Origin of the sequence: Brevundimonas subvibrioides ATCC 15264, assembly GCF_000144605.1 — a bacterium.
Taxonomy (GTDB): Bacteria; Pseudomonadota; Alphaproteobacteria; order Caulobacterales; family Caulobacteraceae; genus Brevundimonas; species Brevundimonas subvibrioides.
The window spans coordinates 3,192,899-3,216,516 of the sequence record NC_014375.1 but is presented as its reverse complement, the minus strand read 5'-3'; the positions used below and the strand labels follow the sequence as shown (position 1 = coordinate 3,216,516).

Below are 23,618 nucleotides of genomic sequence, written 5' to 3'. Positions count from 1 at the left end.
CGCTTGGGTCCTGAGCCTGACGGCCTACATCACGTCCAGCTTCAACCCCCCTGCCAAGGAGCCTCCCCATGGCCTTCACCCTGCCGCCCCTGCCCTATGCCTATGACGCGCTGGAGCCCGCCATCGATTCCGAGACGATGACCTTCCACCACGACAAGCACCACCAGGCCTATGTCGACAAGCTGAACGAGGCGGTCGCCGCCGACGCGTCGCTGGCCGACCATTCGATCGAGGACCTGCTGAAGGGCGTGTCGAAGCTGCCCAAGGCCGTGCGCAACAACGGCGGCGGACACTGGAACCACAGCCTGTTCTGGGAACTGCTGGCCCCCGTCGGCCAGGGTGGCGAACCCTCGGCCGAGCTGGCCGCCGCGATCGACCGCGACCTGGGCGGCCTCGAAAAGTTCAAGACCGACTTCAACGCGGCGGGTGCCGGCCAATTCGGCTCGGGCTGGGCCTGGCTGATCGTGCAGGACGGCAAGCTGAAGATCACCTCGACGCCGAACCAGGACAATCCCCTGATGGACGTCGCCGATGAAAAGGGCGCTGTCGTGCTGGGCGCGGACGTCTGGGAACACGCCTACTACCTGAAATACCAGAACCGCCGGCCCGACTATCTGAAGGCCTTCTGGACGGTCGTGAACTGGAACAAGGCGAACGAACTGTACGCCGCCGCCACGGCCTGACGGACCAAAGGGCGGACTGTCGGGGAAACTTCACAGTCCGCCCATCTGGCGCATCGTCTGTTGCGTATTATCTCAGCGTCGCTGTTCATTCTCACGCGCTGAGGTTTTCCATGATCCCCCATTTCAAGATCGCCGCCGCCGGCCTGGTCCTGTCCGCCGTCCTGGCCGCCGGCGCCTGTTCGAAGTCCGAAGAAGCCAAGACCCCCGCCGCGCCCGCGGCCGCCGCGCCGGCCGTCAACGGCGATGTCGCCCGCTTCAAGATCGGGTCGCTGGAAGCCATCTCGCTGCGTGACGGCGGCCTGACCGTTCCGAACGACAACAAGGTCCTCGGCATCGGGCGTACGCCTGAAGAAGTCGCCGCCGTCCTGACCGGAGCCGGCGCACCGGGCGATACCATCAGCCTTTCAATCCAGCCGCTGCTGGTCCGCACCGGCGAACGTCTGGTCCTGATCGACACGGGCGTCGGCGCGGGCATGGGCGGGGCGGGCGGCAAGCTGCAGGCCAGCCTGACGGCTGCCGGGGTCGATCCGGCCGACATCACCGAAATCCTGATCTCGCACAGCCACGGCGATCACGTCGGCGGGCTGGTCGGGGCGGACGGCGCGCTGCTGTTCCCCAATGCCGTGATCCGGATCGAGGCCAACGAGTGGGACTTCATGCGGGCCAACCCCGAGCTGAAGGCCGTGTCGGACGCGATCCTGCCCAAGGTGCAGGTCTTCCGTTACGGCTCCGAGGTCGCGCCGGGCATCACGGCGGTCGAGATCGCCGGGCACACGCCGGGCCACTCGGGCTTCGAGATCGTCTCGGGGGGCGAAAAGCTCCTCTACATCGGCGACGCCATGCACTCCTCGATCATCTCGGTGCAGAAGCCCGACTGGCAGATCCAGTTCGACAATGACGCGCCGGTTGCCACCGCCAGTCGCATCGCGCTGGACGAGCGCGCCGCCGCCAACAACCTGCGTCTCTACGGCTATCACTTCCCCTATCCGGGCGTGGGTCGCATCGAGAAGACCGGCGACACCTATCGCTGGGTGCCCGAAGCCGCGCCGGCCAACTGAGGCCGCCGGCCTTGACCTGAGGGGGGCGGGCCGTCATAAGGCCCGCTTTCCCGCGCCCGGCCCCGGTCGGCTGCGTGAAATGCACTACGGACGATGCGTGGACCGCCGTTGAGATCGCCCTTCCATTCGGGGAGGGGCCGGGCCGCATCATTTTGAAGAGACCAGAATGTCCAAGCGCCACAGCGCCAAATACAAGATCGACCGCGCCATGGGTGAAAACCTGTGGGGCCGCGCCAAGAGCCCGGTCAACAAGCGGTCCTACGGCCCCGGCCAGCACGGCCAGCGCCGCAAGTCCAAGGTTTCCGACTTCGGCCTGCAGCTGAAGGCCAAGCAGAAGCTCAAGGGCTACTACGCGAACCTGACGGAAAAGCAGTTCCGCAAGACCTATGACGAGGCCGCCCGCCGGAAGGGTAACACCTCCGAGACCCTGATCGGTCTGCTGGAAGCCCGTCTGGACGCCACCGTCTACCGCGCCAAGTTCGTGCCGACCCCCTGGGCCGCGCGCCAGTTCGTCAACCACGGCCACGTGACCGTCAACGGCAAGAAGGTGAACATCGCCTCCTACACGCTGAAGCCGGGCGACGTCGTCGAGGTCAAGGAAAAGTCCCGCAACATGGCGCTGGTGCTCGAAGCCCAGCAGTCCGGCGAGCGCGATATCCCCGACTACCTCGAACTGGGTGACCGCGGCTTCTCGGTCCGCTTCGTCCGCTTCCCCGAACTGGCCGACGTGCCGTTCGCGGTGAAGATGGAGCCGAACCTGGTCGTGGAATACTACAGCTCGTAACGGCTCTTACCGCGCTGTTTGCGCGTCCATGAGATCGAAGGCCCCGGAGCAATCCGGGGCCTTTTCGTTTGCGCATTACAGACTGTTCATTTGCCCTGATACGTAAAGCAAGCTTTCCATGTCGATCTGACAGGGAGGGTGTCATGGATCGCAGACAGGTGCTGGCCGCTGGCGTGGCCATGGGGACATTGCCGGGCTTGAGCTGGGCGCAAGAGGCGGACCCCGTCTGGGTAAGGCAGCCCACCGAGCCCTATCGGGGCAAGCAGGACGACGTGGTCTTCGTCGACGCCCTGACCGGCTGGTACGGCAACGGGGCGGGCAAGCTGTTCAGGACGATCGACGGTGGCCAGAGCTGGACGCAGATCCTAGACCGGCCGGGCACCTTCGTCCGGGCGCTGGGCTTCGTGGACGCAAGCCTGGGGTTCCTGGGCAATATCGGCCCCGACTATTTCCCCGGCGTGACCGACGCGACCCCGCTGTATCGCACCCGCGATGGCGGCCTCTCCTGGGAGGCGGTGACGATCGCGGGGCCGGTGGTGACGGGCATCTGCGCCATCGACGTTCACAAGGCCGCCTTCATCAACGCGGGCGTGCTGGATTACCGGGTGACGATCCGGGCCGGTGGACGGGTCGGTGGGCCGGCGCTACTGGCGACCTCCCGGGACGGGGGCGAGACCTGGTCGTCGGAGGACCTGTCGGCGCTGACGGCCATGATCCTGGATGTGCATTTCGTCGACGAGCGGATCGGCTTCATCTGCGGAGCGTCCGACACGAATGTCGAGCAGTCCCGCGCCGTGATCCTGCGGACCGGTGACGGCGGGCACAGCTGGTCGCGGGTCTATGAGGGCGCACGGCCGTTCGAGCTGACCTGGAAGATGAGCTTCCCCACCGAGACCACCGGCTATGTCACCGTCCAGAGCTACAATCCCGACCCGGCGGTCACGCAGCGGGTCTTCGCCAAAACCGTCGATGGCGGCTTGACCTGGTCGGAGATGCCGCTGGTGGAAAATGCAGCCGTGCGCGCGTTCGGCGTGGGCTTCGTCGATGAGCGACACGGCTGGATCGGCGCGGTCCCGAACGGGTTCGAGACCCGCGACGGCGGCGCGACCTGGACGCCGGTCCAGATGGGCAATGCGGTGAACAAGGTGCGGATCGTGCCCAACGGAGGAGGCGTGGCCGTCTTCGCCATCGGCGTCGAACTGCACCGCCTGGACCTGCCGGGCTGAGGCGCTCGCGCGGCCGGAGAAAATCAGGTGCGAAGACGGCCGAATTGGGCGATTATGGGCCGTACTGGCTGAACAGGATCCGGGACATGGCTCCCTTCCGCTCCATCGCGACTGCCGCCCTGCTCGTGCTGGCCACTTCGGGCTGCGCCGTATTCCGGCAGGAGGCGCCGGTTCAGACGGCCGCGATGCCGGGTCAGCTGGAGCCGATCCATGCAGCGGCGATCACCAACAATCTCGCGGTCTTCTGGGTCAGCTCGAACGGCTGCACGGACAAGGACGACCTGACGCCGGTCGTGGACCGGATGCGCGATGGCTCGACCATCACCCTTCGCCGCATCGCCGAGGACCATTGCGATCACCCGCTGGCCGACGGCGTCGAGCTGCAGTGGTCGTTCGAGGAGCTTGGCCTGACCCCCGGCACGCGGGTGTCGATCAACAATCCGTACCAGTTGCCGCCCACGACCTGACCTAGGCGGAGGCACCCAGCAGGGGGTTCTCGACCGCCGCGAGCTGGCTATGGATCACCGACACCAGGGTGCCGTGGCTGCCGCTCTCGACCTGGATGCGCGCCTTGAGCTGCCTGGCCAGGGCTTCGACGATGCTGGTGCCCAGGCCCGGGGTCGCGCTGGCGGCGTCCCTGGGCATGCCTACGCCGTCGTCCCGGACCGACAGGGTCCAGTTCGGGCCGTGGCTGCGATAGGCCACGACGATCGTGCCGCTGCGGCCCCCCGGGAAGGCGTGCTTCAGGGCATTGATGACCAGTTCGGTGACGACGAGGCCCAGGCTGACGGAGACGTCGGCGTCCGTGCTGCTTTCGTCGGCCTCGACCGTCAGTTTCAGCCGCGTCGGGTCGTGGATCATCGAGGCGGCGATGCTCTTGCACAGCTGGGTGAAGTAGGGCTCGAGCTCGACGGCTCCCAGCCGTGACGCCGCCAGCTGCTGCTGAAGGGCGGCAACGGACATCACGCGGCTGTGGGCATCGCGCAGGTTGATGCGGGTTTCCTCGGACGTGCTTTTCCTGGCGCTCTGCAGGATGACGCTGGCGATGATCTGCAGGCTGTTGGCCACGCGGTGCTGCAGCTCCTGGAGCAGGATCGCCTTTTCGCGCAGCAGGTCGTCCTTCTGCTTTTCGCCTTCGCGCGCGGCGGTGACGTCCTCGATCGTCATGAGCAGTCGAACCGGGTCGGCGTTGGAATAGTTCAGGCGCTGGGCGTTGATCACCAGCCGGCGCACGCCCGCCTTCATGCCCTTGAGATCCATCTCATAGGCGGCGATGGCGGCGTTGCCGTCGGCCGTGGCTTCCAGCAGCACGCGCAGTTGGGGCTTGTTCCATTCGCCGGTCCCGATCTCACCCAGAAACCGGTCGACGATCCGGTCCGGGTCGACGTCGAAGGCGACGCAGAACGAGGTGCTGGCGGCTATGACCTTCAGCGTCTCGTCCAGCAGGAGCAGGGGCGCGGTTGAGGACCCCACCACGGCCAGGGCGAGGCTGAGCGGGCCGTCGGGATGCAGAGGTGTATGGGCAGACACAGCTGGCCCCTTGGATGATCCGGAGTCTCGCGAAGCGAAAGACATACCCGGCCGAGATTTGCGGAAAGAGACAGCAGCCGATTTTCTGGGGCTGACTGACGTCGTACTAAAACCTATTGCGCCTTAGGCACGTGTGCGCAATCCGAAAGACTCCCGATCAGTGGAGTACGACGGTCCAGATACGGTAACGCTTGAGTATAGCAGGCGTTGCCCGGGCCGGTCAGCTTCGCTCGAACGTCGGCAACATGGTCGCGGGAATTCGCGTCGGTCTGAGCGTCGCGGCCTCGACAAGGCACCATTCCGAGACGCCCTGGGCGCACAGGCGACCCTCGCCGTCCTCGATGCGGACATAGCGGGCGAACCGGGGCCCGCGGGGGTCGCCCACCCACGTGCGGGCCACGGCCGTGGCGTCCGGTTGCAGGGCGCGCAGATAGTCGATCTCGTGCCTCAGGGCGACCCAGGACCATTTCGCGCGGGTTGCGGCGTCGAAGCGGGCATTCCAGTGCGCCGTTCCCGCGTCCTGCAGCCAGCCGACATAGACGACGTTGTTGACGTGGCCGTTGTCGTCGATGTGCTCGGGGCGGATCTCTAGCGGCAGTTCGAAGACCTCACGGTCCGCGCGGGGCTCCAGGACGGTGCGGGCCAAAGCCTAGGCCTCGCCGAGCGGCACGCCCTTTTCGACCATCAGGGCGGTCAGTTCCCCGGCCTGGAACATCTCCTTGACGATGTCGGAGCCGCCGACGAACTCGCCCTTCACGTACAGCTGGGGGATGGTCGGCCAGTCGGTGAAGGTCTTGATGCCGTCGCGCAGACCGTCGTCCTGGAGCACGTCCACGCCGACGAAGGATGCGCCGATGTGGTCGAGGATCTGGACCGCGTGAGCCGAGAAGCCGCAGCGCGGAGAATCGGGCGTGCCCTTCATGAACAGCACGACCGGATGCTCCGCCACCGTCTGGGCGATGAAGGCGTGGATCGGGTCGGCCGGGGCCGCGGTATCGAGGCCGGAATCAAGAACGGGGTCTGACACGGTGGGACGCCTTTCGGTTGCAGGCGTCAGCTAGGGATGGCGGCGGGAGCGGTCAAGGGTCTGGCCCATCACCAGCACGCGATCAGTCCGCCGATCAGGCCGCGTCTCAGGCCGCGACCCGGGCCATCTCGATCTGGGCGGACAGGCCGGGGGGCATGTCCTTTTCGGGCACCTCGGCCAGGACGTTCAGCCGTTCGGCATCCCGCGCCTTGATCATGACACTGGAGACCGATGGATCGGTCATGGCGTGGGCCAGGCAGATGGCCTCGGCGGTCCAGTGGGGCGTGCGATGCAGGAAGGCGAAGGTTCCCGCGCCGGCCAGCGGATCGTCCTTGGGCCGGCCGCCGGAGCCGAACCCGAACAGGCCCTTCTTCGGCTGGTTCAGGGTGACGGCCTTCTTTTCGGTGCTCAGGCTTTCGGGGAAATAGTCATAGGCCAGGATCGCCATGTCCTGTTCGCGCGCCGCCCGCATCCGCGAGCGCGTCTTCCAGTCGACATTGACGTGGAAGGGCGTGGCCAGGACGTCGAAGGCCCCGGTCGAGACATAGGCGTCCATCACATCGCTGTCGCCGCTGACGCCCAGATAGCGGACCCGCCCCGTGGCGCGCAGGGCCTTGAGGGCGTTGAGCGACGATTGCGGCAGCTCGTCCTCGCCCGGCTCTTCCAGGAGGGCGACATCGATCCAGCGGAGGCCCGAGACATGCAGCGCCCGGTCGATCGCCCCCGTCATGCCCTCGGCCGAGAAGTCGCGGGCCGAGCCGCGACGCCCGTCGCCCGCACCCAGTTCAAGGCTGACGTTCAGAAGCTTGCGGTCGACGTTGGACAGGGCCTGGCCGACCACCTCGGCCAGCACCGGGTCGGCGGTCTCCAGCCGGTACGAGTTGATGCCCGCCTCGAGCGCCGAATAGATCAGATCGCTGGCAGCACCGACCCCGCGCGTCAGGCTGTCGAGGCCCAGGCTGAGGGTCAGGGTGGAGATGGCGGCGCCGGACGCGCCGAACGGGCGATAGCGCATGTCGGATCAGCCTGTCGTAGGCGGGGCGGAGGTTTCGAGCGCCAGGGCATGAAGCGCACCGCCCATGTGGCCCTTCAGGGCGGCATAGACGAGCTGGTGCTGCTTGACCCGGGGCAGGCCGGCGAAGGCGGTCGAGACGATGCGGGCGCGGTAATGGTCTCCATCGCCCGCCAGATCGTCGATGGCGATCTCGGCGTCGGGAAAGGCTTGGATCAGATAGGCGTGCAGGGTCTCGACGGGCATGGGCATGGAGGACGAACGGCTCCGGGATTTCGGCGGGGAGAATGAAGCGTAAGGGTTAATGGGTCGCTACGGCGCGCGGGTGCCAGCGCGCGCCGGCCGGGACATCTACCGTGATCGCTCCAGCAGCAGCGTGGGTTCGCCGTGATAGGTTCCCTCGGCGTAGGTCACGTAGCCGAGGCGGCCGGCGAGGCGCAGGGAAGCGAGGTTGCCGGGGCCGATCATGCAGACGGTGCGGGGAACATCCAGCGTGGTGTCGGCCCATCCCAGAACAGCCTCGACACCCTCCCGCGCCAGCCCCTGTCCTTGGAAGACCCCGCGGACGCCCCAGCCGAGTTCGGGGGCGTCGAGGGGAGGCGAGACGTCACGGCGGTAGTCCAGCACGCCGACCGAGCCTACGTACGCCCCATCGCCCTTCAGCCGCAGGGACCAGTTGCCGCGTTCCAGCGCCGACCAGTGGCCGAGATCGCGCAGGAGGCGGAGCCAGACCTCTTCCTGCGACAGGGCACGGCCGGTGATTTCGCGGGTGAAGGCTTCGTCGTGCCAGATGAGGGCGAGGTCGTCGAAGTCGGAAAGCGCAACCGGCGTCAGGATCAGCCGGTCGGTCGTCAGGATCGGACCAGTCACATCAGGCCCAGTTGCTTGAAGCTGGTCACGCCCTCGCGGCCCACGATCAGATGGTCGTGGACCTCGACGTTCAGCGGCCGGGCGGCCCGGATGATCTGCTGGGTCATGTCGATGTCGGCGCGGCTGGGTGTGGGATCGCCCGACGGGTGATTGTGGACCAGGATCATCGCCTTGGCATTGACCTCCAGACCCCGGCGGACGACCTCGCGCGGATAGACCGGAGCGTGGTCGACGGTTCCCCGGTTCTGCACCTCGTCCAGGATCAGCTGGTTCCTGTTGTCCAGATACAGGACCCGGAACTGCTCGCGCGGCTCGTGCTGCAGGGCCAGGCGGATGTAGGCCAGAAGCGCCGTCCAGGACGAGATGACCGGGCGTCGGGTCGCAGGCTCCTTGGCGACGCGCTGGGCCACCTCGTGCAGGGCCGCGAGATCGAGCGCGGTTTCCATCCCCACCGCTTTCGTTCGCCCCTTCAGATCCTGGGTCCGGACAGTCATCATGTCCTCGACACTGGCGGCCAGGACGGCGGCGAGGGAGCCGAACCGGCTCAGCAAGGCCTTGGCGATGGGTTTGACGTCGCCCTGCGGCTGGCTGCGGAAAAGGAACAACTCCAGCAGCTCATAGTCGGGCAGGTGATTGAGGCCGGCGCTCCGTGCGCGGCAGCGCAGACGTTCGCGATGGCCCACGGTATGGGGAAGGGCCTTTGGCCCGGCCGGTACGGCCTGTTCGCCCTGATCAGTCACCCGCATCCCCACAATCCGAGGTTGGTTCAGGCTAGCGGGCGCGAGACTTTGTTCAAGGGGAAGAAACGCCGTGCTGCGGGCACCTAGGCGATGCCCCCAGCACGACGGGCAGTCTAGCGGCAGGCGTCTTCCATGCGTTCCCGCGCAGCGTTGAGACGACGGGCCTCCGCCTGCGGGGAATTGCAGACGATGCGGTTGCGCGTGCACGTCTGTGCGGCCTCATAGGCGGCGAGGGCGCGTCGGTAATCCTGCGTGGCGCGAACGCACGGATCGTAGACGGTGGCGGGGGCGGCGTTGACGACCGGGGCCGTCATCACGACAGGGATCGCCGTCATCGCGGCGGCCAAGGCAAGCACTCGGATCATTTCAAGCTCCTCGTTCAACCTGAAGTGTCAAACGATGCCGCCGCCGTCTTTGTTCCGACGCGCGACCGGAGCAGCCAGGCTCTAGGGCTGGAAGAGGCCGGCCGGGCTGGCGGTGAAGATCTCGACGCCGTCCTCTGTCACCCCGACCGTATGTTCGCACTGGGCCGAGAGGGACTTGTCGCGGGTCACGGCGGTCCAGCCGTCCGACAGCACCTTCACGTGCGGCTTGCCCAGGTTCACCATCGGCTCGACGGTGAAGAACATGCCGGGTTTCAGCACCGCGCCCTCGCCCTTGCGGCCATAGTGCAGGACGTTGGGGCTGTCGTGGAACAGTCGGCCGATGCCGTGGCCGCAGAAGTCGCGCACGACCGACATGCGGTTGGCCTCGACGTGGCGCTGGATCACGAATCCGATGTCGCCGAAGGTGTTGCCGGGTTTCACCTGCTCGAGGCCGAGCGCCAGGGACTCATAGGTGACGTCGATCAGCTTCTTCGTGCGGGCGTTGATGTTGCCGACTGCGTACATGCGGCTGGAATCGCCGTGCCAGCCGTCGACGATCACGGTGTGGTCGATGTTGACGATGTCGCCGTCCTTCAGCACCCGGTCACCGGGGATGCCGTGGCACACCACGTGATTGATCGAGGTGCAGACGGTCTTCATATAGCCCTTGTAGCCCAGACAGGCGGGCAGGCCGCCGCGGTCCAGGGTGTACTGGCGGATGCGGTCGTCGATCTCCTGGGTCGTGACGCCGGGCACGACATAGGGGGTGATCATGTCGAGCGCGTCGGCCACCAGCCGGCCGGCGATCCGCATGCCCTCGAAATCGTCGGGCTGGTACAGGCGGATGGCGCTGGTGCGGACCAGCGTGTCGGTATCCAGGTCGGGCGTCTCGTACATCGGCGGGGTCTCGGGCGCGCTGGGCCAGCGTTTCGGGGATGAGATGGCGAGCCTAGCACGGAATCTCAAGCCGGTTTAGGGCCGGGCGGGCCCATGGGGCGTCGTCGCCCCTTGCGGCGGAGCCGGGGCGGCGTAGGTGTGCGGCATGGAACACGCATCCCCGACCGCCGCCGTCCTGATCATCGGCGATGAAATCCTGTCCGGGCGGACGGCCGATACCAATCTCAACACGATCGCGCGGTTTCTAGGCGCGCTGGGCATCGACCTGATGGAGGCGCGGACGGTCGGCGACCGGCCCGAGCAGATCGTCGCGGCGCTGAACGCGCTGAGAGCCGGGCACGACTATGTCTTCACCACCGGCGGCATCGGGCCGACCCACGACGACATCACCGCCGACTGTGTAGCCGAGGCGTTCGGCGTCCCCATCGGCGAGCGGGCCGACGCCCTGGCGATCCTGCAGCGGCGCTACAGCCCCGACGATTTGAACGCGGCCCGGCGGCGCATGGCGCGGATCCCGGACGGCGGAGTGCTGATCGCCAATCCGGTAACCGACGCGCCGGGGTTCCAGATCGGCAATGTCTTCGTGATGGCCGGCGTGCCCAGGATCATGACGGCGATGCTGGAGGACGTGGCCCCCCGGCTGCGGACCGGCGCGGTCGTCCATGCGCGGACTCTCCGGGTCACGGGGGTGGGCGAGGGGGCGATCGCGGCCCCCCTGGCCGAGGCTGCCAGGACCAGCCGCGACCTGTCGTTCGGCAGCTACCCGTTCGGGGCGGGATCGGATGGGGAGGTGGGTACCAATCTGGTCGTGCGCGGTCGCGACGCCGCGCTTGTGGACGCCGCGATCGACGCCCTGGCGAGCCGGCTAGCCCAGGACGGTATTCTGACGGTCAAGATCGCCACTTAAGGACGGTTTCTTGCAAGGTTCGCCGAACATCGGGCGTCGGATCACAAGTTTGCAACATTGGCATCGGTTACATTGCAACAAATGACCAAGTCGCGCACTTGATGGTGACGAGGGCCTCCCCGCCCTTTCCTCCCCGATTGCCAGCGACGCTCCCCGGAACCGGGAGCGTCCGAAAGGATGCTCCATGCCCGTTTCCACGACCCCGGTCGGCGGTCTTCGCCTTGCCGTCTCCGTCGCCGCCCTGATGGCGGTGGCCACGCCGTCGCTGGCCGAGACCTTCTATCTGAAGGAACAGTCGGCGCGTGGCGCGGGCCGCGCCTATTCCGGCGAGACGGCGGACACCGGCGTGTCGTCGCTGTGGTGGAACCCGGCCTCGATCGCGCGCAGCGGACGCGAGGTCTATGTCGGCCTGCACGGCCTGCTGCTGGATTCCGGCGTCGACAATGCGGGCTCCACCCTCACCTATCCGGGCGGCGTGACCGTGCCGGTCACCGGGCCGCTGGGCACGGGTCACGAGGGCGATCCCATCGAGAGCGGCCTGGTCCCCAACTTCGCCTTCGCCATGCCGGTCGGCGACCGGTTCGCGGTCGGCATCAGCGTCGCGGCCCCCTACAACTTCACGACCAAGTACGAGCCTGGAGCGTTCACCCGCTATGACGCCCTGACCTCGGAACTGCGGTCGGGCAACGTCGGCCTGACGGCCGCCTATCAGGTCAACGACTGGCTGGACGTCGGCGCGGGCGTCGACATCCAGTATGTGGAGGCCTTCCTCAGCTCCAGCCTGCCCAACCTGTCGCCGCTGCTGGCCGATGGCCGCTCGACGCTGGAAGGCGACGGCGTGGACTACGGCTGGAACGTCGGGGCCCAGGTCCACAAGGGCGCGTGGGACTTCGGCCTGAGCTACCGGTCCGAGATCGAGCACGAGCTGGACGGGGACGTGAACATCTCGGGTCTGCTGGGCCCGATCGCGACCGGCAACGTCGCCAGCGAGGGCACGGCGAGCTTCACCACGCCTTGGTTCGCCTCGGCCTCGGTGCGCTATGCCGTCAACGACCGCCTGACCCTGAACGGTCAGGTCAACCGCGTCGGCTGGTCCAAGTTCGATGCCATCCGCGTACAGTATGCGACCGGCGGCGACACCATCGTCCAGGACTACGAGGACACGACCGGCGGCTCGGTCGGCTTCGACTACGTGGCCAACGACCGCGTCACCTTCCGGGGCGGCGTGGCCTATGACCCGACGCCGACGCAGGACGGCGAACGTACGGCCCGCATCCCCGACGGCGACCGCTTCCTGTACTCGGGCGGCATGTCGATCAAGGCGACCGACGCGATCACGGTCGATACAGCCCTGACCTATATCGCGCTGGACGACACGACGATCTCGAGCGACCGGACCTTCTATGCCGGCACGCCGGCCGCCACGACCAGCCGCCTGCGCGGTACGGCCGACGGTCAGGGCATCGCAGCCTCGGTCGGAGTGCGCTGGGCGTTCTGATCCCGCCTGCGACCGGCAAAGAAAAACGGCGGGTCCCTCGCGGGGCCCGCCGTTTTCATGTGCGCGTCAGGGCGGTTCAGCCCTTGGCGACGTAGCCCTTGCCGCCGTTGGACGGGCGACGGCCGCGGGGGCGACGACGGATCTCGCCCTCGGGCTTGGCTTCGCCGCCCTGATTGCTGGAGACTGGACGGTTGGCGTTGGCGGCCGAACGGGCGCGATCGGCCGCGAGCGGGTCGAACGGCACGACGTTGGTGATCGAACGGTCGCCGTTGTGGCCACGGTTCTGATCGCGTCCGCCGTCACGGGCGCCGTCCCGGTTCGGGGCACCCTTGCCGCGAACACGGTGCGGCTGGCCGCCGTGCTCCTTCTTCACGCCATCACGACGCGGGTTGCGGTTGCGACCCTCGCCCCGGGGACGCTCCTCGCGGTCGGGCATGGTGGCCTTGGTGCCGACACCGGCGGCCATGATCGACTGGTCGAGCAGGCCCAGCGACTTGTCGTTGCGGCGGTCGGTGGCCGGGATCTTCTGGCGCGTGACCTTCTCGATGTCCTTGAGCAGCTTCATCTCGTCGCCGGCGACGAAGCTGATGGCCGAACCGTCGGCACCCGCACGCGCCGTCCGGCCGATGCGGTGGACATAGGCTTCCGGCACGAAGGGCAGTTCGAAGTTCACGACGTGCGAGACGCCGTCCACGTCGATGCCGCGCGCGGCGATGTCGGTGGCGACCAGAACGCGCAGCTTGCCGGCCTTGAAGGCCGCCAGGGTGCGTTCACGCTGGGGCTGGGACTTGTTGCCGTGGATGGCTCCGGCCTGGACGCCGCCAGCTTCCAGATAGGCCGCGACCTTGTCGGCGCCGTGCTTGGTCTTGGTGAAGACCAGGCAGCGGGTGAAGTTGTCGTCGGCGAACATCTCGGTCAGCAGGGCGCGCTTCCTGCCCTGTTCGACGTGGATGACCGACTGGTTGATGCGCTCGACCGTGGTCGACTGCGGCGTGACCTGGACCTTGACGGGCTCCTTCAGGAGCTCGCCGGCCAGTTTCCCGATCTCGGTCGGCATGGTGGCCGAGAAGAACAGGTTCTGGCGCTTGGCCGGGATGCGGCTGACGATCTGGCGGATCGGCTTGACGAAGCCCAGGTCCAGCATCTGGTCGGCCTCGTCGAGGACGAAGATCTCGGTCGAGGACAGGTCGAGGGTCTTCTGCTGCATGTGGTCCAGCAGGCGGCCGGGGGTGGCGACCAGGACGTCGAGACCGGCCTGGATGGCGCGCTCCTGCGGACCGTATTTCACGCCGCCGAAGACGACGGCGACCTTGAAGCCGAGGTGACGGCCATAGGCCTTGAAGCTGTCGGCGATCTGGCTGGCCAGTTCGCGCGTCGGCGACAGGATCAGGCAGCGCGTGGTGCGGGGCAGGGGGGCGACGCGGTTTTCGGCCAGACGATGCAGGATCGGCAGGGCGAAGGCCGCGGTCTTGCCGGTGCCGGTCTGGGCGATGCCCAGCAGGTCCTTGCCGAGCATGACCGAGGGAATGGCCTGGGCCTGGATCGGGGTGGGGACGGTGTAGCCCTCGGTGGTGAGGGCCTGCAGCAGGGCCTTATTCAGGCCGAAGGATTCGAAGGTGGTGCTCATGGAGCGGGTGTCTTTCGCGTATGCGGCGACACGCATCGGCCGGGCATTGACGCCAAAGGACCGCGCGCCGCCAATCCCGACGGATCGCCTGAATGGCAATCGCGGGCTTGATCGGGCGCCGCCCCGCGTGTCCGGGCAGCGAATGAATCTTGAGGGCCGGCCGCTGCTACAGTCAGGTCTTCGCTTGGGAGCAAGACCCACACGCGCTGGAGCGCACCGGGGATCGCTAGAGTGCGACGTGGCGGCAGATGGGCCGTTGTTACGGCAAAGTCAAGGCGGCGTTACGCCGGTCGCTAGATCAGGTTGACCGCCAGGTTGACCGCGAGGGCCACCAGAACCGTGTTGAAGACGAAGGCGGTCACGCTGTGGACCGTGGCCAGACGGCGGATGCGTCGTTCGGAAATCTGAATGTCGGCGGTCTGGGACGCCACGCCGATGACCAGCGAAAAGTGCAGGAAGTCCCAGTAGTCGGGCTCCTGGGTGCCCGGGAAGACAAGCCCGCCGGCGTCCTCGTTTTTTTCGTCGGGGGCATAGAACCGGTGGGCATAGTGCAGCCCGAAGATGACGTGGACGAACAGCCACGACAGGGCCTCGGTGCCCAGGATCAGGGCGGCGGCCGTGGCGGGGTTCTCGCCACTGGCCGAGGCGGCCTCCGACACCACGATGACCACGCTGGCCGTGGCGGCCAGCAGGCTGAGCGGGAGCACGCCGGTCCCGCCTTCGTCGAGGTCGGCCGCGCGCTGGCGGATGGCGTCGACCGACCGGGCCCGCGCCATCTTGATGAAGGTCAGCATCAGGAACAGGGCCACGCCCGCGTCCCAGCCGCTGGCCAGCCGCACGGTCCAGCGCCATTCGGACGGCGACGCCAGGGTGACGACGATCGCCAGCGCCAGTGCGATCAGCAGGTGGCCGTGCAGCCGGAACAGCCGGGGCCCGGATCGTGCGGCAGGCTCGGGCGCGGCGGGCTTCGACGGCTGTCGGGGCATCAGGTTCCGGGCTGGACGTAGGGGATGGCGGCGAACAGGCGGCGCTCGCCGCCGCGCGGATCGTCCTCCATCCGGGCCGGTTCGTCCATGATCATCGTCTGACGCCGGGTGAGGTCGTAGGGCGTCCAGTCCGGCAGGCCGGCATGGTTCGGGTCGCCGTCGCGGGCCAGGGCGGCGAAGGCGCGCGACAGCCGCTCGGCCATGCTCTGCGCCTGCGGACCCTGGGCCCGGCTGCCGGTCGCCATGACGTTGTCCAGCGACAGCGGGATGTCGTCGGTGTGCATGGCCCCGCGCCGCCCGCCGTCGATCGGGGAGACCCAGTCCAGCTGATAGACGAAGGCAGGAGATCCCGAGGCCGCTCGCGCCTCGGCCTCGATGATGGCCCCGCGCCAGGACCGGCCCGCCGTGCTGGCAGCGAAGAAGACGTCGGAGGGTGAGTAGGCCGGATACATCAGGCGGTAGGCCGCGATGACGGGTTCGGGCGCGACGTCGATGCGGAACACCTGGTTGGTCAGTTTGCCCGGCAGGTCGTCCCAGGTCAGGGCGAAGTTCGCCGGATCTCCGCCGAGGAAGGCCTTGGTCTCGTCGTGGGTGTTGCCGATGATCATCGGGATGTGCGCCGACTGCGCGGGCGCGTCGGGATAGAAGGGGTGGCGCGGCAGGGACCGGTTGTCGAGCACCGGACCGAAATACAGGCCGCCGAAGCCCAGCACGGGGTCGGTCGCCTCGGTGGCCTTCAGCAGGGCCTCGACCGGCAGGGTCGCCGCCTCTGCCGCGCGGTCGGGCGGCAGGCCCAGGGCGTCGAGCCATGTGGTGGCGCGTCGGGTGGCGTTCCAGGGACCGGAGGCCGTCACCTGCTGGCCGCTCATGGTCGCGACCCGGTGGAACAGGCCCCCGGCGGCCGGCGTCGCCATCATGGTCGCGATCTTGGCCCCGCCGCCCGACTGGCCGAAGACCATGACGCGGTCGGGGTCGCCGCCGAAGGCGGTGATGTTGTCGCGCACCCACTGCAGCGCGAGGATCAGGTCCAGCTGTCCGGCATTGCCGCTGTCGAGGAAGGGCGCGCCCGCGATGCGCGCCAGATAGGCGTAACCCAAGGGCCCCAGCCGGTGATTGACCGTCACCACCACGACGTCGTTCCGGCGGGCCAGACGCGTGCCGTCATAGAGCGGGCTGGACCCTGATCCGCTCGAATAGGCCCCGCCGTGGATGTAGACCATGACGGGGCGACGCCCGGCGTCGAGGCCCGGCGACCAGACGTTCAGGAACAGGCAATCCTCGGACTGGTTCGGCTCGGAACCACCCTGAGAGCTGGCGGCCCCGTAGTCTAAAGCGTCGAGCGGGGTGGTCCACGGCGTGGGCCGGACAGGCGGCTGGAAGCGGCGCGGGCCCGTGTCGGCCCCGTAGCGGATCCCCTTGAAGACAGCGACGTCCGCATCCCGCTGGCCCCGCACGGGGCCGTTGGTGGTGGCGACGACGGGGTGGCCATCCTGCGCCCGTGCGCGCGTCGTCATGAGCGGCAGGGCGAGGCCGGCGGCGATGAGGCTGCGACGGCCGATGAGAAGTCTGCGGTCCACGGGGCGTCCTCCGGATTTTTCGCCAGACTAGGCCTGTGTTCGTCGCGCTGTCACCGGTGTCATTCGCGGGCGGGCTTGCAGGCCCGCGTGGGCCCCGCTCTAGTGCGATCACGCATTGTTACGAGCCGGCTCCCCGATGGCTCGCGCTGGAGAGACTGCATGACCCATCATGACCGCGCCGGCCTGTCGGTCGACCGACAGCTGTCGGCCTTCCTCGAGGACGAGGTGCTGCCGGGGCTGGGCATGGCGCCCGACGCCTTCTGGACCGGCGTGTCCGGGGTCTTCGCCCGGTTCGCGTCCGAGAACCGGGCGCTGCTGGCGCGGCGGGACGATCTGCAGGCCCGGATCGACGCCTGGCATGCGGCCCGGAAAGGCCAGCCCCACGATGCGGCGGCCACGGAAGGCTTCCTGCGCGAGATCGGCTATCTGGTCGACGAGCCTGTTCCGTTCCAGATCACGACCCGGAACGTCGACCCGGAGCTGGCGACCCTGGCCGGACCGCAACTGGTGGTGCCGATCCTCAATGCGCGGTTCCTGCTGAACGCGGCGAACGCCCGGTGGGGCAGCCTGTACGACGCCCTCTATGGCACCGACGCGCTGGGGGATCTGCCGCCACCGGGTGGGTATGACACCGCACGCGGGGCCCGCGTCGTGGCGCGGGCCAAGGCGTTTCTGGACGAGGCCGTGCCGCTGGCCGAGGGCTCGCATGCCGACGTCAAGGGATGGTCGGTCGTGGACGGGGCGCTGGTGCCCGCGCTGAAGGAAGCGTCGCAGTTCGTCGGCTACCGCGGGGAGCCGGGGGCACCGGGTTCGATCCTGCTGGCCCGCAACGGACTGCACATCGAACTGGTTATCGACCGGGCGAGCGCGATCGGGGCGGCGGATGCAGCGGGCCTGTCGGACGTCGTGCTGGAGAGCGCCCTGTCCACCATCTGCGATCTGGAGGACTCGGTCGCCGCCGTCGATGCGGAGGACAAGGTCGCCGCCTATCGCAACTGGCTGGGTCTGATGAAGGGCGACCTGGCCGCCCGCTTCCAGAAGGCCGGCAAGACGCTGGAGCGGCGACTGGAGCCGGACCGGACGTTCACGGCCCCGGCCGGAGGGGCGGTGACGCTGAAGGGACGCTCGCTGCTGTTCGTACGTAACGTCGGCCACCTGATGACCAATCCGGCGATCCATCTGCCCGACGGGACCGAGGCGCCCGAGGGCATTCTCGATGCGATCGTGACGTCGCTGATCGCCCTGTACGACCTCAAGGGTCTGGGCGGGTTCACCAACTCGGCGGCGGGGTCGGTCTATATCGTCAAGCCCAAGATGCATGGGCCGGACGAGGCTGCCTTCACCAACGCCCTGTTCGACGCCGTCGAGGACCTGCTGGGACTGGCGCGGCACACGATCAAGGTCGGGGTGATGGACGAGGAACGGCGGACCTCCGCCAATCTGGCCGCCTGCATCCACGCGGTGAAGGACCGGATCGTCTTCATCAACACGGGTTTCCTCGACCGCACCGGCGACGAGATCCACACCGCCATGCAGGCCGGGCCGATGGTCCGGAAGGCTGACATCAAGGCCTCGAAATGGATCGCGGCCTATGAGGCGCGCAACGTCGCCATCGGCCTGGCCTGCGGCCTGTCGGGGCGGGCCCAGATCGGCAAGGGCATGTGGGCGGCGCCGGACCGGATGGCCGACATGCTGGAACAGAAGATCGGCCATCCCCGCACGGGGGCGAACACCGCCTGGACGCCGAGCCCCACGGCCGCGACCCTGCATGCGCTGCACTATCACGCGGTCGATGTCTTCGCCGTCCAGAAGGAGGTGGCGACGCGCCCCACGCCGGGGCTGGAGGATCTGCTGACGCCGCCGCTCGCGAACGGGGCGAACTGGTCGGAGCAGGAGGTCGCCGACGAGTTGGACAACAATGCCCAGGGCATCCTGGGCTATGTGGTGCGCTGGATCGACCAGGGCGTGGGCTGTTCCAAGGTCCCCGACATCGATGACATCGGCCTGATGGAGGACCGGGCCACGCTGCGGATCTCCTCCCAGCATATCGCCAACTGGCTGCTGCACGGGGTCTGCACGGGCGAGCAGGTGGACGCGGCCTTCCTGCGCATGGCGGCCAAGGTCGATGCGCAGAACGCGGGCGATCCGCTCTATCGTCCGATGGCGGACGATCCTGAAGGATCACTGGCCTGGCAGGCCGCGCGGGCCCTGGTGTTCGAGGGGCTCAGCCAGCCGAACGGCTATACCGAGCCCCTGCTTCACGCGTTCCGGCTGAGGGCGAAGGCGGGTTGATCCCGCTTCACTCCACCGGCTTGACGTTGTCGGTCGAGTTCCGGTCGATCCACTTGTTGTAGGGATCGACGCCGGCGAAGGTCGGCTTGGCCGCGGTGACGAACCGGAAGGTCTGGGTGCCAGAGCGCAGGGCCCGGCGTTCCAGGACCACGACGTTGGAGCGGTCGAACGCCCCCTTGCCCGGTTCTGCCGTGAACAGGCCGATGTCGATGCTCTCGTTCAGCGGCGACGCGGTCTCCACGCCCTGGCCGTCGGCATAGAGTTTGCGCGCCTCCACGGTGATCGCCACGTCCCATCGGCCGTCGGCGCGGCGCGTGGCCGTCGTCGCCGTCGTCTTCAGGTCATACAGGGTGATCTTCTCGAACAGATCGGTGATCAGCGCCTGTTTGTCAGCGGGGGCATTGGCGCGGATCAGGGCGATCAGGTCGACCGAGCGCGGGTAGGGCGCGCTCTTGAAGGCGTGTGTGCTGAGGAACTGCGACAGGGCGCGGTTCAGGTTGGCCTCGCCGATCTGGTCCTTGAGCAGGTACATGACCAGCGCGCCCTTGCGGTAGTGGATGTACTGCTGGTTCTCGACCCGGTTCAGCGGCAGTTCCTCGATCCGCTCGGTGCCGCGCGCGCTCAGATAGTTGTTGAGCTCGAACTGCAGGAAGCGGCGGATCTTGTCGGGGCCGTAGAGCCGCTCCATCACCATCAGGGCCGAGTACTGCGCGAGGGTTTCGCTCAGCAGGGTCATGCCCTGCATGTTCGCCCCCACGACCTGGTGCGCCCACCACTGGTGCCCGAACTCGTGGGCCCCGACGTAGGTGACGTAGTCGATCTTGGTCGGATCGCTGAGGTCGGCGATGAAGCCGAGGCCCTCGGACCAGGCGAAGGTGTTGGGGAAGGACTGGGCATAGTCGGCATAGGCCGGGAACTCGCTGATCCGGGCCTGGCGGAACTGGTAGGGCGAGAAGTTGGCTTGGTAGTAGTCCAGCGAGGTGGCCAGGGCCGTCATCATCCGGTCGACGTTCCGGCCATGCTGGGCGTCGTGATAGACGACCATCTCGACGCCGTTGTGCATCCGCCGGGCGATCTCGTAGCGCGCCGACTGGACCGAGAGGAAATAGAGGACGGGCGACTCGGTCACGAAGCGGACGGTGCGTCGGCCGTCCGTGGTGACGTCGCTGCGCTGGTAGCCGGGGGCCAGGGGGGTCTGGTCGGGGTCGGTGGTGACGGTGACGTCGGTCGTGACCCAGTCGGCCCCGATATAGTTCTGGCCCGTGGCGCTCATGTCCTCAAGCTTGGCGGGGCGCAGTTCGGCGGGCAGGCCGAACTTGCGGCGCTTGGCACGGTCCTGCAGCAGGCCGGCCGAGCGGTTCATGCCGATGATCGGCGCGAACTCCTGATTGGTGACGAAGGTGCCGTTGTCGACCAGCCGGGTCGTGTTGCCGCCGAGCTTGAAGCCGCGCTGTTCCAGGACCGTGTCGAAGGACACCGTGCGGCGTTCGCCCGCCGCCATCGGGGTGGCGAAGCGATAGATGCGATAGGAGAACTCGGGCCACTCGCGGACCATCCGCGCGCCCTGGACGTCGAGCGCCCGGATCTCCAGATCGTCGTTCCAGCGCAGGTGCATTTCCGACAGGGGGGCCCCGGTCCGGTTCTCGATCGTGTAGGTGCCGCGCGTCTGCAGGCGGGGGGCATGCGGATGCAGGTCGAGGTCCAGCTTCACGTCGACCAGCGTCGGCTGCGGCGTGGTCTCGAAGCGCAGCAGTGTCTTCTCGTAGTCGGCCTGGAGACGTTCCTGGGACCCCTGGTTCCGGTACTCGTTCCAGACGTTGGTGTTGATGTAGATGAAGCTGCCGAGGCCGATGAAGGCCACCAGGGCCACGCCGCCGATCAGTCCGGCCGGCCCCATCAGCCGCGAGGGCAGGCGGCGCAGGCGGGGCAGGTAGCGGGTCTCGGTCCCCCGGCGCCACAGGCCGTAGCCCAGCACCAGCAGGATGATCGCCGCCATGGTCCAGTAGGCGTCGGTCCAGTTGGCGAAGCCCCGGAAGTCCCCCTGGCCGTTCATGTCCGACAGGGGCACGCCGATGCCCGAGCCATAGCGGTACAGGATGTGGTCGAAGCCCAGGTTGGACATCACGAGGGTGGAGATCAGATAGACCACCATGATGGCCCAGCCGACGAACTTGTTGGGGGACAGCGACTGGACGAAGATGGCCAGGACCGCGATCAGGCTGAAGTTCACGGCTCCCGGCAGGACATACCACATCAGGTATTTGCCGAGCTCGAAGTCGTAGTAGCCCTTGAAGGCCTGGGTCGCGACGCCGGCCACGACGCCCGCCAGCAGGATCGAGACCAGCACCAGGATCAGGGCCAGGGTCTTGGGCAGGATGAAGGTCCAGTCCGGGGTGGACGAGGCGTCAATGATCTCGTGCACCTTGCGCTCGCGGTCGCGCCAGACCAGCTCGCCGGAATAGTAGATGGCGACGATGATGGAGATCAGGCCGAACGCGCCCAGCAGGCCCGTGAGGACCGTGCGCGTGACCAGCAGGATCGGCGCGCCATAGATCTCGCCCATGACCAGCAGCGTCGTGACGGCGAAGGCGAAGCCCAGCAGGATCAGGACGACGAAGGCCGGGCTCTTGAACACCATGGCCATCTCGATGGCGGTGCGTGAGGCGAGGCGGGCCCAGCCTGCGGCGAAGCCCTCGGTCGGGGAGGCCAGGGGGCGGTCGACGACGCCGGGCGCGGCGGGGGCCGCGGCCAGGGCGCGCAGCTTGTCCAGCTTGCCTGCCTTCGCGCCGCGCGCGGCGGGCTGGTAGAGGACGTAGGCCAGGGCCAGGATGCCGACGCTGATCCCGATCCAGATGACCCGGTTCCACAGCAGGACGCCTTCCAGCGGGGCATTGATCGTATTGCGCTCGATCGCGGTCCAGTAGCGGGTGACGAGGCCATAGGCTCCGGCTCCGAACGGCTCGCCCCAGGCCATGGCCGTCTCCAGCTCGGGCTTCGATCCCAGGATGCCGGAGGCCGCCAGATAGGCGATGAAGACTCCGACGACGCCAACGTAGGTCGCCATCATCGACCGCGTGACCGTGGCCAGGGCGAAGAACAGGGCCGAGGTCAGGAAGACGCCCGGCAGGCCGAAGACCAGGTAGGCATAGGCGTAGTCCCAGGGCCGGAAGGCCCCGATGGTCTCCTTGTCCACCCACGGCGCGAGCGTGCCCGCGAGGACGCCGACGGTCACGCTGAGGAAGCACAGGGCGGTGGCGGCGAAGGCCCCGACGAAGCGGCCGTACAGGTATTCGAACTTGTTGATCCGGGTCGCCTGGACCATCGGACCGAAGCCGGTCTGGACGTCGCGCACCACCACGTTGGCGACGATGGCGGTGGTCGCCAGCATGAAGAAGATGGCCATGATCCCGTTGATCGTGGCCAGGGCGTAGGGGGCGTTCTTGTGGACGTTGCCACCCGCCCCGATGGAGATGTTGTCCGACGCTGCCACCAGGCCGAAGCCGAGCAGGGCGAAGACGATGGCGATCACCCAGAAGGCCGGCTGGCGCAGCTGGTAGCGGAATTCGAAGGCGGCGACCTTGGCGAACATGGTCTTAGGCCGCGACTTTGCGCGAGGCGCTGAGGGTCGAGAAATAGACGTCTTCCAGGCCGCTGGCGGCCGGCTCGAACCCTTCACCCGGACGGCGGTCGCTGAGCACGTGGATCACGGTCCTGCCGGCGAACAGCCGGGTCGAGATGACCTCGTACTTCTCGCGGTGATCGGGCAGGGCGTCCTTGTCGATGGTCTTCTTCCAGACCCGGCCGTTCAGCTGTTCCATCAGCTGGACGGGGGCGCCCTCCAGCTGGATCTTGCCACCGGCCAGCACCGCCATGCGCGGGCACAGGTCGGCGACGTCCTCGACGATGTGGGTCGACAGGATGATGACGACGTTGTCGGCGATCTCGGCCAGCAGGTTCAGGAAGCGGTTGCGCTCCTCGGGGTCGAGGCCCGCCGTCGGCTCGTCGACGATGATGAGTTTCGGATTGCCGATCAGGGCCTGGGCGATGCCGAACCGCTGGCGCATGCCGCCCGAGAAGCCCGCGAGAGCCTTCTTGCGCACGCTCCACAGATTGGTCTGGTTCAGCAGGGTCTCGACCGTTTCCTTGCGGTCCTTGCCCGAGGCGATGCCCTTCAGCACCGCCATGTGATCCAGCATGTCGTAGGCCGAGACGCGCGGATAGACGCCGAAATCCTGGGGCAGATAGCCGAGGGTGCGCCGCAGCTTCTCCGGCTCGGCGATCACGTCGATGCCGTCGAAGTCGATCGAGCCGGAGGTCGGGGTCTGCAGCGTCGCGATCGACCGCATCAGCGTCGACTTGCCCGCGCCGTTGGGCCCCAGAAGGCCGAACATGCCGTTCGGCACGGTCAGGGAGACGTCGTCCAGCGCTCGCGTCCCGTTGCCGTAGACGTGAACCAGATTCTTGATCGTGAGCATGATGGCACCCCTGACAGTCAAGCAAGCTTGTCACCCTGCAACGGGCGCGGCAAGTTACAGAACG

The 23,618-nt window shown here is 67.7% G+C and carries 22 protein-coding genes; 8 read left to right on the top strand and 14 right to left on the bottom strand.

What is annotated here, in order from left to right; genetic code table 11:
* Positions 1-68 precede the first annotated feature (68 nt).
* The 5 genes from BRESU_RS15605 (at position 69) to BRESU_RS15585 (ending at position 4,218) form a co-directional block, all read left to right on the top strand.
* Entirely contained in the window at positions 69-683 is a 615-nt protein-coding gene (locus BRESU_RS15605; protein WP_013270530.1) for a superoxide dismutase, read from the top strand.
* Positions 684-793: 110 nt separating this feature from the next.
* Positions 794-1,741 (top strand): MBL fold metallo-hydrolase, encoded by a 948-nt coding sequence (locus BRESU_RS15600; protein ID WP_013270529.1) that lies wholly within the window; start codon positions 794-796, stop codon positions 1,739-1,741.
* A 166-nt stretch (positions 1,742-1,907) separates the two neighbouring features.
* Positions 1,908-2,525, top strand: a complete 618-nt coding sequence (rpsD, locus tag BRESU_RS15595) for a 30S ribosomal protein S4 (RefSeq protein WP_013270528.1) — start codon at positions 1,908-1,910, stop codon at positions 2,523-2,525.
* A gap of 143 nt (positions 2,526-2,668) precedes the next feature.
* Positions 2,669-3,751 carry a WD40/YVTN/BNR-like repeat-containing protein gene (locus BRESU_RS15590; protein ID WP_013270527.1) on the top strand — a complete coding sequence of 361 codons (1,083 nt, stop codon included), beginning with the start codon at positions 2,669-2,671 and terminating at the stop codon, positions 3,749-3,751.
* A gap of 86 nt (positions 3,752-3,837) precedes the next feature.
* Positions 3,838-4,218 (top strand): hypothetical protein, encoded by a 381-nt coding sequence (locus BRESU_RS15585; RefSeq protein WP_013270526.1) that lies wholly within the window; start codon positions 3,838-3,840, stop codon positions 4,216-4,218.
* A gap of 1 nt (position 4,219) precedes the next feature.
* On the opposite strand, the gene BRESU_RS15580 is transcribed toward BRESU_RS15585, so the two are convergent.
* The 9 genes from BRESU_RS15580 to map all read right to left on the bottom strand — a co-directional run bounded on the left by BRESU_RS15580 (position 4,220) and on the right by map (position 10,192).
* Positions 4,220-5,281, bottom strand: coding sequence for a sensor histidine kinase (locus BRESU_RS15580; protein WP_013270525.1), 1,062 nt, complete (start codon positions 5,279-5,281; stop codon positions 4,220-4,222).
* 220 nt (positions 5,282-5,501) lie between these two features.
* On the bottom strand, positions 5,502-5,927 hold the full coding sequence (locus tag BRESU_RS15575) for an acyl-CoA thioesterase (protein ID WP_013270524.1): 426 nt from the start codon (positions 5,925-5,927) through the stop codon (positions 5,502-5,504).
* Between the two features lie 3 nt (positions 5,928-5,930).
* On the bottom strand, positions 5,931-6,308 hold the full coding sequence (grxD, locus tag BRESU_RS15570) for a Grx4 family monothiol glutaredoxin (protein WP_013270523.1): 378 nt from the start codon (positions 6,306-6,308) through the stop codon (positions 5,931-5,933).
* 106 nt (positions 6,309-6,414) lie between these two features.
* Complete coding sequence (locus tag BRESU_RS15565; RefSeq protein WP_013270522.1) at positions 6,415-7,323, bottom strand: aldo/keto reductase; 909 nt, start codon at positions 7,321-7,323, stop codon at positions 6,415-6,417.
* 6 nt (positions 7,324-7,329) lie between these two features.
* Complete coding sequence (locus BRESU_RS15560; RefSeq protein ID WP_013270521.1) at positions 7,330-7,572, bottom strand: BolA family protein; 243 nt, start codon at positions 7,570-7,572, stop codon at positions 7,330-7,332.
* Positions 7,573-7,671: 99 nt separating this feature from the next.
* Complete coding sequence (locus tag BRESU_RS15555; RefSeq protein WP_013270520.1) at positions 7,672-8,190, bottom strand: GNAT family N-acetyltransferase; 519 nt, start codon at positions 8,188-8,190, stop codon at positions 7,672-7,674.
* Positions 8,187-8,936, bottom strand: coding sequence for a RadC family protein (radC, locus tag BRESU_RS15550; RefSeq protein ID WP_013270519.1), 750 nt, complete (start codon positions 8,934-8,936; stop codon positions 8,187-8,189). The genes BRESU_RS15555 and radC overlap by 4 nt, the downstream gene beginning before the upstream one ends.
* Positions 8,937-9,043: 107 nt before the next feature.
* Complete coding sequence (locus BRESU_RS15545; RefSeq protein WP_013270518.1) at positions 9,044-9,295, bottom strand: hypothetical protein; 252 nt, start codon at positions 9,293-9,295, stop codon at positions 9,044-9,046.
* 81 nt (positions 9,296-9,376) lie between these two features.
* Positions 9,377-10,192: a type I methionyl aminopeptidase gene (gene map, locus BRESU_RS15540; RefSeq protein WP_013270517.1), complete on the bottom strand. Its 816-nt coding sequence runs from the start codon at positions 10,190-10,192 to the stop codon at positions 9,377-9,379.
* Positions 10,193-10,337: 145 nt separating this feature from the next.
* Here map and BRESU_RS15535 point away from each other — a divergent pair, with 145 nt between their 5' ends.
* Both BRESU_RS15535 and BRESU_RS15530 read left to right on the top strand, forming a co-directional pair.
* Positions 10,338-11,099: a competence/damage-inducible protein A gene (locus BRESU_RS15535; RefSeq protein ID WP_013270516.1), complete on the top strand. Its 762-nt coding sequence runs from the start codon at positions 10,338-10,340 to the stop codon at positions 11,097-11,099.
* 184 nt (positions 11,100-11,283) lie between these two features.
* Complete coding sequence (locus tag BRESU_RS15530) at positions 11,284-12,597, top strand: outer membrane protein transport protein (protein WP_013270515.1); 1,314 nt, start codon at positions 11,284-11,286, stop codon at positions 12,595-12,597.
* A gap of 76 nt (positions 12,598-12,673) precedes the next feature.
* Here BRESU_RS15530 and BRESU_RS15525 read toward each other — a convergent pair whose 3' ends face one another.
* The 3 genes from BRESU_RS15525 to BRESU_RS15515 all read right to left on the bottom strand — a co-directional run bounded on the left by BRESU_RS15525 (position 12,674) and on the right by BRESU_RS15515 (position 16,787).
* The gene (locus BRESU_RS15525) at positions 12,674-14,224 is read right to left on the bottom strand and encodes a DEAD/DEAH box helicase (RefSeq protein WP_041761708.1); all 1,551 of its coding nucleotides are present in this window, start codon (positions 14,222-14,224) and stop codon (positions 12,674-12,676) included.
* A 293-nt stretch (positions 14,225-14,517) separates the two neighbouring features.
* Entirely contained in the window at positions 14,518-15,210 is a 693-nt protein-coding gene (locus BRESU_RS15520; RefSeq protein ID WP_013270513.1) for a DUF1345 domain-containing protein, read from the bottom strand.
* Entirely contained in the window at positions 15,210-16,787 is a 1,578-nt protein-coding gene (locus BRESU_RS15515; RefSeq protein WP_013270512.1) for a carboxylesterase/lipase family protein, read from the bottom strand. Before BRESU_RS15515 ends, BRESU_RS15520 begins: the two co-directional genes overlap by 1 nt.
* A 159-nt stretch (positions 16,788-16,946) precedes the next feature.
* Here BRESU_RS15515 and BRESU_RS15510 point away from each other — a divergent pair, with 159 nt between their 5' ends.
* A complete protein-coding gene (locus BRESU_RS15510; protein ID WP_013270511.1) occupies positions 16,947-19,079 on the top strand; it encodes a malate synthase G in 2,133 nt (710 codons plus the stop codon).
* Between the two features lie 7 nt (positions 19,080-19,086).
* Here BRESU_RS15510 and BRESU_RS15505 read toward each other — a convergent pair whose 3' ends face one another.
* Positions 19,087-22,668 (bottom strand): M1 family aminopeptidase, encoded by a 3,582-nt coding sequence (locus BRESU_RS15505; RefSeq protein ID WP_013270510.1) that lies wholly within the window; start codon positions 22,666-22,668, stop codon positions 19,087-19,089.
* Between the two features lie 4 nt (positions 22,669-22,672).
* Positions 22,673-23,554, bottom strand: coding sequence for an ABC transporter ATP-binding protein (locus tag BRESU_RS15500; RefSeq protein ID WP_013270509.1), 882 nt, complete (start codon positions 23,552-23,554; stop codon positions 22,673-22,675).
* Positions 23,555-23,618 lie beyond the last annotated feature (64 nt).